Raw genomic sequence first — 11,952 nt, forward strand, 5'->3', positions numbered from 1 at the left:
CACGCTGCCAGCCCCGGAGTCGGCCATGACAGCCGCCGCGGATCGACTGTTCGTGAACGGGGAGGTCCACACGCTCGCGGCGCCCGACGAGACACGCGAGGCGGTCGCGGTCCGGGACGGGAAGATCGTCAGGCTCGGCTCCACCCGGGAGGTCGAGTTCCTCGAAGGCGTCGACACCGACGTCGTCGACCTCGGCGGGCGGGTCCTCCTCCCCGGCTTCGTCGACGCGCACACCCACCTGACGACGGTCGGCCGCTACCTCGTGCACGCGGACCTCTCGGCGGCCGACTCCCCGAACGAGGCGGTCGACCTGCTGGCGGAGCGGGCGGAGGAGGTGGCGCACGCGGAACGCGCGGCCGGGGCGGGAGACGCGGAACGCGCTGGCGAGGTCGCCGATGAGGACGGCGCCGGCGACGAGTGGGTCCTCGGCTACGGCTACGACGAGTCGACGTGGGCGGAGGACCGCTACCTGACGCGGGCGGACCTCGACCACGTCTCGACGGAGCGGCCCGTCGCCGCCTTCCGCGAGGACATGCACGTCGCCGCGGTCAACGGGGTCGCCCTCGACCGGTTCGCCGACGCGATCGACGCGGGCCCGGACGAGACGGTGCCGACCGACGCGGACGGCGAGCCGACCGGCGTCCTCCTGGAGAGCGCGATCGACCCGATCTACGAGGCGGTCGAGCCCGGCCCGGCCGAGACCCGAGAGATCGTCGCGGCCGCGCTCGACGACTGCGCCGCGAAGGGGATCACCGGGTTCCACGACATGGTGCGCAACTCCCACGCGCCGCGGGCCTACCGCGAGCTCGACGCGGCCGGCGAGCTGACCGCCCGGGTCCGGATCAACTACTGGAGCGACCACCTCGACGCGCTCCGCGAGGTCGGTCTCGGGACGAACGACGGGAGCGGGACGGTCGAAACGGGCGCGATCAAGTCGTACACGGACGGGAGCTTCGGCGGCCGGACCGCGCGGCTCTCCGAGCCGTACGCGGACGCCCCCGACGAGACCGGCCAGTGGGTCGTCGACCCCGAGGAGCTGGCGGCGACGGTCGCGGAGGCGACCGCGGCCGGCTACCAGTTCACCGCCCACGCCATCGGCGACGAGGCGGTCGACGCCGTCCTCGACGCGTACGAGGGGGCCTCCGAGACCGATCCGGGCGAGGCGCGACACCGGGTCGAGCACGTCGAGCTCGCCGACGACGCCGCCATCGAGCGGCTCGCCGATTCGGGCGTCGTCGCCAGCGTCCAGCCGAACTTCCTCAAGTGGGCGGGCGAGGGCGGGCTCTACGAGTCCCGACTCGGACCGGAGCGGACCGCCGAAACGAACCGTTACCGCGACATGCTCGACGCGGGCGTGCGCCTCGCGTTCGGCTCCGACGGGATGCCGATGGACCCCCTCCTCGGCGTCCACCACGCGGTCAACGCCCCCGCGGAGGCCCAGCGGCTGACGGTGACCGAGGCGCTGCGCGCGTACACCCGCGGGGGGGCGTACGCCGGCTTCGACGAGGACCGGCTCGGCACGGTCGCGGTCGGCAAGCGCGCCGACCTCGTCGCGCTCGACGCGTCGCCGTGGGAGAACCCGGACGCGATCCGCGACGTCGACGTCGCGATGACGGTCGTCGACGGCGAGGTCGTGTACGACGGGCGCTGAGTCGGTCGCGTCGTCGCGACTGCGACGCGACGGCCACCGCCGGCGCGCGACGACCCCCCTCTCGGGGACGCCGCAAGCGCTGCCAGAAAACAGTAGTTATTAATCATGTAGTTCGTATATCCGGACATGGCAGAGATAGCCATCGAGTACGCGGCCGGGAGTCGCCTCCAGCCGGAGGCGGAGACGGCCCGACGCCTGATCGACGCCTACCTCGGAGACCGGTCCGACGTCGACGGGGTAACCCTCTCGCCCTCCGCCGACTCCGTGTTCTGCGTCAGCGTCGAGGGCGACCGCATCTGGTGTACGGACCCGCGCGAGTGGATCGACGCGATGGAGGCCGTCAGCGCGGCGCGGCGGCGGCTCTCGGAGCTGTCGTAAGCGGTCGCGCTCGAAGAGAGACTCAGTCGTCGCGCACCGCCGCGTGAGTCCGCACGAACTCCCGGAGGAGCTTGCCGGCGACCGCCGCGGCCTGCCCGTCGTCGCGGTCGTTCACCTCGACGACGTCGAAGCCGTCGGCGCGGGGCGCGACCGCCCGCACGAGGTCGCGGGCCTCGCGCGGGGCGAGCCCGAACGGCTCCATCGTCCCCGTCCCCGGCGCGAAGCCGGGGTCGAGCCCGTCGACGTCGACCGAGCAGTAGACGGACTCGCCGGCGAAGGGGTCGTCGCTGTCGGCGGCGTCTCCGGAGAGCCCGTCCAGCCACTCGCGCGCCTCCTCCGGCGGCACGACCTCGACGTCGGCCTCGGCGGCGCGGTCCCACTCCGCCTCGGAGCCGGTGCGCGCGCCGACGATCACGGCCCGGTCGACGCCGAGGTCATCGAGACATCGGCGCGTCACGCAGGCGTGGCTCCACGGGTTGCCGTCGTACGCGTCCCGGAGGTCGAGGTGCGCGTCGCAGACGACGAGCACGTCGGGGTCGACCGCCTCGACGCCGGCGTAGGTGACGGTGTGCTCGCCGCCGACGAGGAGGGGAACGGCGTCGTCGAGGGCGACGCTCCGGAGCTCGGCGGCGAGGTGATCGAGGTACGCCTCGACGTCGTCCCACGGGCGGACGTCGCCGGCGTCGTGGACGCCGAGCGCGGAGAAGCGGCTGTCCGTCCTGCGGTCGTAGTCGTCGTACGTCTCGGCGAATCGCCGGATCCGGTCCGGTCCGAACCGGGTGCCCGGCTGAAAAGTGGTCGTGGCGTCGAGGGGAGCGCCGACGACCACGTAGGAAGCAGCCTCGCGGTCGGTCGTCGCTCCGGGGAACATGCCTCGACTACCCGACGACCTTGCGCTGGCCCTCGTACTCGAGGTACTCGATGTTGTCGTCCGAGGAGAAGTCCTCGCCCTCGGGGATGCGCATCGTGAACGTCTCGTAGGTGTCGAGGTCCATGACCTGCGCGTCGTTTCCGGAGACGGAGACGACCTGGCCCTGCTTCCGCTGGATGATCGGGACCCAGACCTTCGCGTCGACCGGCTGGGAGAGCGAGCGCTTCTTCTCGTCGAAGACGCCCTTGCCCTCGACGCGCGCCTTGGCGCTCCCGTGTTTGCCGGGCTTGGCTGTGCTGTAGTGGTTGATCTTGCAGGGCGAACTGTCCATCATCACGTAGCTGCCCTCCTGGAGTTCGCGAACCTGCTTCTGCTCTCGCGGCATGCGCGCTACTTTTTCCGGCGCGGGTATAAACGGTTTGGAACGGCGTCGACGCCGGCGTTCGGCGCCGGGTCGCCGCCGACGCTCGGGGGACGGAGCGCCTCGGGGGCGGCCCGCGTCAGGGATCCATCTCGTCGACGTACTCCTCGGGCTCGTCCTCGTCGTCCGCGTTCCCGTCCGGCGGGACGAACCGCCCGGTGATGAGGTAGCTGGCGACGAACAGCCCGATGAAGCCGACCCCGACCGCCGCGGTCGTCCGCACGACGAACGGGAAGTCGATCCACCAGAGCGCGCGGTCGGCGATCGCCATGGCGACGAAGGCGACGAACAGCGCCTTCTGCTCGTCGGTCGGGTCGCGGACGAAGCCGACGACGTCCTCTTTGAGCTCGCTGAAAAAGCCCATCTCAGGCACCCCCCTCCGCGTCGTCGCCTTCGCTCGTGGCCTCTCCGGCGCCCTCGATCACGCGGCTCACGCGCTCTAGCCCCTCCTCCAGTTCCTCGGTCGGCAGGCCGAACCCGATCCGGAAGCGGTCCGGGAAGCCGAACAGGTCGCCGGGGGCGAGCACGACGCTCTCCGTCTCGACGACGGTCCGGCAGAACGACTCGGCGTCGTCGAAGCGGTCGGGAACGGTGACGAACCCGTTGACGCCCACGGGATCGTACCAGTCGAGGTCGTGGCGGTCCAGCCAATCGGCGACGATCGCGCGGTTCGTCGCCGCCAGCTCGCGGTTCTCCTCTAAGATCCGCGGCTCGCGCCGGCCGAGCGCCTGCCTCGCGACGTGCTGGCCGAACAGCGACGGCGAGATGGTGGTGTAATCCTTCCACCGCCACGCGCGCTCGACGACCGCCTCAGGACCGGCGATCCAGCCGAACCGGAGCCCGGCGAGCCCGTACGCCTTCGTGAGGCTCGTCGTCGAGATCCCGTGCGAGCCGAAGCTCGCGACCGGGGGGTGCGGCTCGTCCGCGAGCAGCCGGTACACCTCGTCGCAGAGCAGGTACGCGTCGCGCTCGACGGCGACGTCGTACACCGCCCGCATCGCCGCCTCGTCGTGGTACCGGCCGGTGGGGTTGTTCGGATTGTTCACGACGATCGCGGCGGTGTCGTCGCGGGCCGCGTCGGCGACCGCGTCCGGGTCGAGCTCCCACTCCGGCGGCTCCAGCTCGACGCGGGTCACGTCGCCGAACGCGTCGGGAACGGCGTGGAGCGCCTGGTACGTGGGTGTGACAACGACCGCGTGGGTGCCGGAGCCGATCGCGTCGGCGTCGTCCGCCCAGTCGTCGCTCGATCCCTCGCCGCCCACGCCGGCCTCGTCGCCGAGCAGCGAGAGGAACGCGAGGAAGTTCGCCTCCTGCGTCCCGCAGGTGAACAGCACCTCGTCGGCGCTTCGGCCGTAGCGGTCGCCGACCGACGCGCGGAACTCGGGGTCACCGTTCGTCGGGATGACGTAGTCGAGCCGACCGGGGTCCAGATCGAACCGGCTCGCGTCGAGCGAGCGGATCCCGCTCTCGGCCAACATGATGTCGGCCTCGTGCTCGTACTCCGCGAACCAGCGTTCGAGGCCGAACGGGTCGATGCGCATACCGGACGTGGGAGTGGCGCGAGGTTAGGTGCTACGGTCCCTGACGGCGACGCGGGTCCCGGACCGCTCAGGCGGGGACAGCTCGGACGGCCAGTTCGGCCGTCGGAACGACTTTCATCCGCCGTCGAGACGTGACGGCATGATACTCTCTCGCTCCCGGGTCCTCGGCGCGCTGCTCGTCGCGACGGCCGCGATAGCGGCGTTCGTGTTGGCCGAGGTGCTCCGAACCGTCGTCTTCGCGGTCACCTTCGCGTACGTCCTCTATCCGCTTCGGCAGCGGCTCGTCGGCCGCGGACTGTCGCGGCGAGTCGCCAGCGCCGCGTCCACCGTCGTCTCCTTCCTCGCCGCCGCGCTCCTCGTGATTCCGCTGTTGTACGTCCTCTACCGGCAGCGGTCGCGGCTGATCGACCTCCTCGGACAGATCCCCGACGTCCTCGTCGTGGAAGCGCTCGGCCTCCGGTTCCCGATCGAGGTGGCGCCGGTGGTGTCGGCCGTCCGGATCGCCCTCCGGGACCTCGCGCTCGCGCTCACCGCCGCGGCGCCGCGGATCGCGCTCGAGCTCATCGTGTTCACGATCCTCGTGTACGGGCTCCTCCTCCGGCCGGACGCGGTCGGCACCGCCGTCTTCAAGGTCGTTCCCCCGGAGTACCGCGACATCCCGACGCGACTGCACGATCGAACGCGCACGACCCTGTACTCCATCTACATCCTCCAGGCGGCCACGGCCGCCGCGACCTTCGTGCTCGCGTTCGCCCTGTTTTCGATCCTCGGATACGAGTCACCGGCCCTGTTGGCCGTCATCGCGGGCGTCCTCCAGTTCGTCCCCGTCGTCGGACCCAGCGTGCTCGTCGTCACGCTCGGCGCGGGCGACCTCCTGCTCGGCGAGACGACGCGGGCGGTCCTCGTGGTCGTCTTCGGCCTCGGCGTCGTCTCCTTCGTCCCGGACGCGGTGATCCGGACGCAGCTCGCCGACTGGACGGGGAAGATATCCCCCGGCCTCTACCTCGTCGGCTTCGTCGGGGGCATCCTCACCGTCGGGGCGGTCGGGATCATCGTCGGGCCGCTCGTCGTGTCGCTCCTGCTGGAGATCATCGAGCTGCTCTCCGAACACGAGGGGACGTCGATCCCTGCCGAGCCGGCGATCGACTCGACGGAGTGACCGGAGACGGGGACGACCGGACCGGTCGGCGGCCGATTCACCGGCACGGCTTTCCCGCTCCCGACCCTCCCTCGGACAACCGATGTCCCCGACGGACCCGCCGTCCCAGACGGACACGCCCGCCGCGCTCGCGGACGCGCCGCGCCTCTCGACGCGACGGCTCGACGACCTCGCGGAGCGCGTGCGTCGCTCGGCGCCAGCGTCCTCGCCCGCCTCGACGGATTCGCCCGGCGCGAGCGACCCGTCCGGTGGGAGCGGCGCGTCCGCCGACGGCGCCACCATCGACGTGTTCGCCCCGGCGACGACCGAGCGTATCGGCTCGGTTCCGGCCTGCGACGGCGCCGACGTCGCCGCCGCGGTCGAGCGCGCGCGTGCGGCGCAGGCCGCGTGGGAGGAAACGCCCGCGACGGAGCGCGCCGCCGTCATCGACCGGTTCGGCGACCTCGTGCTCGACCACCGCGAGGAGCTCCTCGATCTCCTCCAGCTGGAGACCGGGAAGTCCCGTCGGACCGCGGTCGAGGAGCTGTTCGACGTGCCGACCGGCTGCGGCTACCTCGCGGACGAGGCGCCCGGCGTCCTCGCCGACGAGCGCCGTCGCGGGGTTGTCCCGGGGCTCACGACCGCGACGGTCACCTACGACCCGGTCGGCGTCGTCGGCGTCATCTCGCCGTGGAACTACCCGCTGACGCTGTCGATGGCGGACGCGCTCCCGGCGCTCGCCGCGGGCAACGCGGTCGTCTGCAAGCCGGACGAGAAGACGCCCTACGGGGCGCTCGTGCTCTCCGAACTGCTGGAGGTCGCCGGCCTCCCCGACGACCTCTTCCAGGTCGTCACGGGCGAGGGGTCGACGGTCGGGCCCGCGCTTATCGACGCGGTCGACCACGTGGCGTTCACCGGGAGCACCGAGACGGGCCGGACCGTCGCCGAGCGCGCGGGCCGGAACCTGATCGGCTGCTCGCTGGAGCTCGGCGGCAACAACCCCCTCGTCGTCCTCGGCGACGCCGACGTCGACGAGGCGGCCCGCGGCGCGGTCGACGCCTGCTTCTCGAACGCCGGCCAGCTCTGCCTCTCCGCCGAGCGGCTCTACGTCGAGGAGTCCGCCTACGAGCCGTTCCTCGCCGCGTTCGTCCGGGAGACGGAGGCGCTCTCGCTCGGCACCGGCTACGACTACGACGCCGACCTCGGTTCGCTGATCGACGCCGACCAGCTCGACCGCGTCCGGGACCACGTGGAGTCGGCCCGGGAGGCGGGTGCGACCGTCGAAACGGGCGGGACCCACCGGCCGGACGTGGCGCCGTACTGCTACGAGCCGACCGTCCTGACCGACGTCGAGCCGGACGCGACGGTCGCCTGCGAGGAGACGTTCGGCCCGGTCGCCGTCGTGACGCCGGTCCCGGACGCGGCCGCCGCGGTCGCCGCCGCCAACGACTCGCCGTACGGGCTCAACGCGAGCGTGTGGACCGCGGACCGCGAGCGCGGCGCGGCGGTCGCCCGCGAGATCGACTGCGGCACCGTCAACGTCAACGACGGCTTCCTCGCGACGTGGGGCGCGGTCGACGCTCCGATGGGCGGGTTCGGCGACTCGGGGCTCGGCCGCCGCCACGGCCCGGAGGGAATCCGGCGGTACGCCGAGTCGCGGACGATCGGCGTCTCCCGCGTCGGCCCGCTCGGCTTCCCCGACCGGATCCCGACCGACTGGTTCGTGCGCGGGGCATTCGCCGCGACCGCGCTCGGCCGGAAAGCGAGCCGGGGCGCGCGTCGGCTGAAAGAGCGGGTCGGGCTGAGATAGCTCGGACGACGGCTGAGGGGGAGTCTCCCGGGCGACCTCCGGATTCAAGTCGGTCGCCCGCCACGTGAGACCATGGCAGGACCGGATCCCGCCGAACTGCGGCGGGTCGTCGACGCGTTCCCCGCGGCGGACGGCGCCGAATCGGTCGACTCCGACGCGACCGATCGCGTCGACGACCTCCTCGACGGGACGTACGGCAGACTGACGCGCGAGTGGTACCCCGAGCTCGGGAAGCTGACCGAGACGTACGCCGCGGGCGAGATCCTCCGCGAGGACGTGCTCGAACACGTCGAGGCGGTGCCGTCGTTCCGGCTCTCGGACGGCGCCGCGCCACTCCCGGAGAAGCGCCGGGCGCTCGCGGCGGCCGACGAGGCGGCCGACGAGGTTACCGAGGTCGCGGGGTGGTACGCGACCCTGCGGTCGATGCTCGACGACGACCCGGACGACCTGACGCGGGTCGAGCGGCTGCTCCACGGCTTCGGCTACGCCCTCGCGCACGGGCTCTTCCTCGGCGCGTCGTCGCCGAAGCGCGTCGTCCGGCGGCTCAGGCTGGCGTACCGGTCGGTGGGCGTCGACATCGACGAGACCGAGAGCGAGGCGGGCGCGGAGCGGACGGAGTTCACCTGCCCGTACCGCGACGTGGGCGCGCGGATCTACGGCGAGAAGTGGGTGTGCCACGAGAAGCTCGACCGCGTCGACGACGGCTACGTGACGTACCTCGCGGAGCGGGGGATCGACTACCAGCGCCCGCGGGACTGCGACGGGAGCGAGCGGTGTTACTCCACGGTCGCGCGCGACGGGCCGGAGCTGTGGTGGCCGAAGACCGCCCCCGCCGCGGTGCGCGCCCGGTCGTGACCCGGGACCGTCGGCGCCCGCGGTCGCGGTCGGCGGCGCGGACCGGCGAGACTCGCTCGGGCGGCGGCCCCTCCGCGGCGGCCGCCGACGAGTCCGCAGCGCACAGAATCCAGCGCGGCTACGCCGCGTGGGCGCGGACCTACGACTGGTTCGCGCGGGCGACCGCGTCGGTCGGCGGCGTGCGGGCGGGCTGCGTGCGGGCGCTCGACCTCGAACCCGGCGACACCGTCGTCGAGTTCGGCTGCGGGCCCGGCGTCAACGTCCCCGCCCTTCGAGAGGCCGTGGGCCCGACGGGACGCGTCGTCGGCGTCGACGTCACCGGCGCGATGCTCGACCGGGCGCGAGGGCTGGCGGAGCGCCGAGGGTGGGAGAACGTCGCGTTCGTGCGGGGCGACGCGACCGATCCGCCGGTCCGGTCGGCCGACGCGGTGCTCGCGACGTTCGTCACGTCGCTGTTCTCCGACCCGTACGCGGTCGTGAGCGACTGGTGCGGGCTGGCCGACACGGTCGTCGTCGCGGCGTTCGCGCCGCGCGGGAGCCGCCCCGCGAACGCCGCGCTCTCGGCGTTCGCACGCATGAACGGTCGGCTGTTCGACCTGGACGCAGACGACCCCCTCGAACGGCTGGACGCGCGGACGGCGGCCGCGCGGCGGGCGCTCGCGGACAACGCGGAGACGGTGACGGAGGCGCGGTACCTGTTCGGGACGATCGCGATGTACGCCGGACACGGGCCCGTGGACGATTGAGAGGCGCGAGCCGCGTGGCGGAACGCAACGTTTAGCGCGCCCCCGGACGCACGGTCGAGCATGAGCTTCTTCGAGACGCTGGCGGCCCGGATCGAGTCGACGGACAGCGTCGTCTCGGTCGGCCTCGACCCGGACCCGAGCAGGCTCCCCGACTCCGTCGCCGACGCCGACCTGCCGCGGTGGGCGTTCAACCGCCGGATCATCGACGCCACCCACGAGCACGCCGCCTGCTACAAGCCGAACGCGGCGTTCTACGAGGACGCCGACGGCTGGCGCGCGCTCCGGGAGACGATCGCCTACGCCCACGGGAAGGACGTCCCCGTCCTCCTCGACGCCAAGCGCGCCGACATCGGGAACACCACCCGGCGGTACGCCGCGGCGCTCGACGATGCCGACGCGATCACGGTGAACCCGTACCTCGGCCGCGACTCCCTCCAGCCGTTCCTCGACCGAGCGGAGAAGGGCGTGTTCGTCCTCTGCCGAACCTCGAACCCGGGCGGGAGCGACCTCCAGGACCTCGAACTCGCCTCCGGCGAACCGCTCTACGAGCGCGTCGCGGCGCTCGCGGACGTGTGGAACGGAAACGGCAACGTCGGGCTCGTGGTCGGCGCGACCGCGCCCGAGGAGCTGGCCGAGGTCCGCGAGATCGTCCCGGAGATTCCCTTCCTCGTCCCCGGCGTGGGCGCGCAGGGCGGCGACGCGGAAGCCGCGGTCGAACACGGGCTGGCCGCCCGGCCGGACGCCGACGTCGACGTCGGCCTGGTCAACTCCTCACGCGGGATCATCTTCGCCGGCGAGGAGTCGAGCCGCCCGGGCGACGAGGCGACGTACTTCGGCGCCGCGGGCGACGCGGCGAAGCGGCTCAAGAAGCGGCTGAACCGGTATCGATAGGGCGCTCGCGCCGGGTCGCCGTCGGCGTCTCCGCTACTGCTGGCGCCCCTGCAGACACGCCGTGCAGGCGCCAGCGCCGTCGTTCCAGTGGTCGTCGCAGACGGCGCGGCCGCACCGCGGGCAGCCGTGGCGCGCCTGTGCCGCCTCGCACACCTGACAGAGTCCGGCGACGCTCATGCGCCGATCTCCGGTCGCGTGCCTTATCAGGGTCCGGGTCGACCCGACCGTATGCGCCAGTTCGTCGTCGTCGCCCACGAGGCGCCGACCGATCCGGACGCGGTCTCGCTGTCGGACCTGCCCGGCGCGGGCCGGCTCGACCTGCTCTGCCGGTGCGTCGCGACCGGCGTCTTCCTCTCGCACGGGATCCGCGACTCCGTGCGGGTCCACCTCGTCGTCGACGACGCGCTCACGGTCACCTTCGACGCCGACAGCCTCCGCCACCTCCACCCCGACGAGCGCAACGTCGCCGCCCGGGTTCGAGACGCACTCGCCGCGAAGCCCGACGCGATCGGGCACATGCCCGCCGACGTCTCACCGGGGGTCGAGCTCCGCCGGATGGGGCTCGAAGCGACGCTGGACCGGCTGCTGGACTCGAACGGGACGGGCGGCGCCAGCGGCGGGGCCACCGACCCGACCCTCGTCCAGCTCCACGAAGACGGCGACCCCCTCGTCGACGCCGCGCCGCCCGACGACCCGGTGTTCGTCCTCTCGGACCACCGCGACTTCACCGACGGGGAGGAGTCGCTGCTCGCCGAGCGCGCGGAGCGCCGCGTCCGCGTCGGCCCCGAACTGCTCCACGCCGACCACGCCGTTTCGGTCGTCCACAACTGGCTCGACACCGATGGCTACGAGTCCTACTGACCGGCGGACCACGACCGCGCCCGCGACCGACGACCGGTTCGCGGTCCCCCTGCGCGGGGTCGCCGTCGACCCCGAGACGCGCTGCGCTCACTGGGACGACCCCGTCGACGTGATCGCGCTCCGGTTCGGTTGCTGTGAGGCCTACTACCCCTGCGACGCCTGTCACGACGCCGCGGCGGATCACCCGGCCGAGCCGTGGCCTCGGGACCGCTTCGACGAGCCGGCGGTGCTCTGCGGGGTCTGCCGCGCGACCCTCTCGGCCCGCGAGTACCTCGACGGCGACGGAGAGGCGCAACGCGCCTCTGACAGTCGGGCGAAGCCCGACGACAGCGAGGGACACGGTCCCTCGGGCAACCGGGCTTCGCCCGGTGACGACGCCTGCCCGCGCTGCGGCGTCGAGTTCAACCCCGGCTGTCGCGAGCACCGCGATCGGTACTTCGAGGCGTGAGCCGGTCGCTCGGCGGCGGATCGAGCCGGGGCCGAGCGGCCACCGTTTCCGGCATTCGGAAAGGTTAAAAGAACGAACGGCCTTCTGTCGAGTGCGGGCCGGTGGGGTAGCTTGGTATCCTTCGGCCTTCGGGTGGCCGTAACCACGATTCAAATTCGTGCCGGCCCACTTCCCGCATCCGTTTTGAACCGCGTAGCGGCCCGTACCGCGTGAGACGGCGGCTCACCGGCAGGCGTGAGACGACGATGAGAGCGCTCCCCCGGCCACGGAGCCAACCGGGGAGGATCCGCAACTCCGAATCGCGCTTTTGACAACCTTCAAGTCCACCGCTGGCCGGGTGT

The 11,952-nt window shown here is 72.5% G+C and carries 14 protein-coding genes and 1 tRNA gene; 10 read left to right on the forward strand and 5 right to left on the reverse strand.

The window, feature by feature from the left end:
- Nucleotides 1-25: 25 nt before the first annotated feature.
- Both FGM06_RS00635 and FGM06_RS00640 read left to right on the forward strand, forming a co-directional pair.
- Nucleotides 26-1,651, forward strand: a complete 1,626-nt coding sequence (locus FGM06_RS00635; RefSeq protein ID WP_144796462.1) for an amidohydrolase — start codon at nt 26-28, stop codon at nt 1,649-1,651.
- A gap of 126 nt (nt 1,652-1,777) precedes the next feature.
- The gene (locus FGM06_RS00640; protein WP_144796464.1) at nt 1,778-2,029 is read left to right on the forward strand and encodes a SelT/SelW/SelH family protein; all 252 of its coding nucleotides are present in this window, start codon (nt 1,778-1,780) and stop codon (nt 2,027-2,029) included.
- A 22-nt stretch (nt 2,030-2,051) separates the two neighbouring features.
- On the opposite strand, the gene speB is transcribed toward FGM06_RS00640, so the two are convergent.
- The 4 genes from speB to FGM06_RS00660 form a co-directional block, all read right to left on the reverse strand.
- Nucleotides 2,052-2,900, reverse strand: coding sequence for an agmatinase (gene speB, locus FGM06_RS00645; protein ID WP_144796466.1), 849 nt, complete (start codon nt 2,898-2,900; stop codon nt 2,052-2,054).
- Nucleotides 2,901-2,907: 7 nt separating this feature from the next.
- Nucleotides 2,908-3,285, reverse strand: coding sequence for a translation initiation factor IF-5A (locus FGM06_RS00650; RefSeq protein ID WP_144796468.1), 378 nt, complete (start codon nt 3,283-3,285; stop codon nt 2,908-2,910).
- 115 nt (nt 3,286-3,400) lie between these two features.
- The gene (locus tag FGM06_RS00655; protein WP_144796470.1) at nt 3,401-3,685 is read right to left on the reverse strand and encodes a hypothetical protein; all 285 of its coding nucleotides are present in this window, start codon (nt 3,683-3,685) and stop codon (nt 3,401-3,403) included.
- A gap of 1 nt (nt 3,686) precedes the next feature.
- Nucleotides 3,687-4,862, reverse strand: coding sequence for an aminotransferase class I/II-fold pyridoxal phosphate-dependent enzyme (locus FGM06_RS00660; RefSeq protein WP_144796472.1), 1,176 nt, complete (start codon nt 4,860-4,862; stop codon nt 3,687-3,689).
- Between the two features lie 139 nt (nt 4,863-5,001).
- Here FGM06_RS00660 and FGM06_RS00665 point away from each other — a divergent pair, with 139 nt between their 5' ends.
- The 5 genes from FGM06_RS00665 (at nt 5,002) to pyrF (ending at nt 10,302) form a co-directional block, all read left to right on the forward strand.
- On the forward strand, nt 5,002-6,021 hold the full coding sequence (locus tag FGM06_RS00665) for an AI-2E family transporter (protein ID WP_144796474.1): 1,020 nt from the start codon (nt 5,002-5,004) through the stop codon (nt 6,019-6,021).
- Nucleotides 6,022-6,103: 82 nt separating this feature from the next.
- Nucleotides 6,104-7,810 carry a succinic semialdehyde dehydrogenase gene (locus FGM06_RS00670; RefSeq protein ID WP_144796476.1) on the forward strand — a complete coding sequence of 569 codons (1,707 nt, stop codon included), beginning with the start codon at nt 6,104-6,106 and terminating at the stop codon, nt 7,808-7,810.
- 72 nt (nt 7,811-7,882) lie between these two features.
- On the forward strand, nt 7,883-8,665 hold the full coding sequence (locus FGM06_RS00675) for a hypothetical protein (RefSeq protein ID WP_144796478.1): 783 nt from the start codon (nt 7,883-7,885) through the stop codon (nt 8,663-8,665).
- Nucleotides 8,662-9,411 carry a class I SAM-dependent methyltransferase gene (locus FGM06_RS00680; protein WP_144796480.1) on the forward strand — a complete coding sequence of 250 codons (750 nt, stop codon included), beginning with the start codon at nt 8,662-8,664 and terminating at the stop codon, nt 9,409-9,411. The genes FGM06_RS00675 and FGM06_RS00680 overlap by 4 nt, the downstream gene beginning before the upstream one ends.
- A 60-nt stretch (nt 9,412-9,471) precedes the next feature.
- Entirely contained in the window at nt 9,472-10,302 is an 831-nt protein-coding gene (gene pyrF / locus FGM06_RS00685) for an orotidine-5'-phosphate decarboxylase (RefSeq protein ID WP_144796482.1), read from the forward strand.
- Nucleotides 10,303-10,335: 33 nt separating this feature from the next.
- Here the strand turns inward: pyrF and FGM06_RS15895 are convergent, their stop codons facing one another.
- The gene (locus FGM06_RS15895; protein WP_186310935.1) at nt 10,336-10,479 is read right to left on the reverse strand and encodes a hypothetical protein; all 144 of its coding nucleotides are present in this window, start codon (nt 10,477-10,479) and stop codon (nt 10,336-10,338) included.
- A 51-nt stretch (nt 10,480-10,530) separates the two neighbouring features.
- On the opposite strand from FGM06_RS15895, the gene trmY reads away from it, so the two are divergent.
- The 3 genes from trmY (at nt 10,531) to FGM06_RS00700 (ending at nt 11,779) form a co-directional block, all read left to right on the forward strand.
- Entirely contained in the window at nt 10,531-11,163 is a 633-nt protein-coding gene (gene trmY / locus FGM06_RS00690) for a tRNA (pseudouridine(54)-N(1))-methyltransferase TrmY (RefSeq protein WP_144796484.1), read from the forward strand.
- Nucleotides 11,144-11,611 (forward strand): CHY zinc finger protein, encoded by a 468-nt coding sequence (locus tag FGM06_RS00695; protein ID WP_144796486.1) that lies wholly within the window; start codon nt 11,144-11,146, stop codon nt 11,609-11,611. Before trmY ends, FGM06_RS00695 begins: the two co-directional genes overlap by 20 nt.
- 95 nt (nt 11,612-11,706) lie before the next feature.
- A tRNA-Pro gene (locus FGM06_RS00700) sits at nt 11,707-11,779 on the forward strand.
- Nucleotides 11,780-11,952 lie beyond the last annotated feature (173 nt).

It is taken from the genome of Halorubrum depositum, assembly GCF_007671725.1.
In the GTDB taxonomy this organism is placed as follows: domain Archaea; phylum Halobacteriota; class Halobacteria; order Halobacteriales; family Haloferacaceae; genus Halorubrum; species Halorubrum depositum.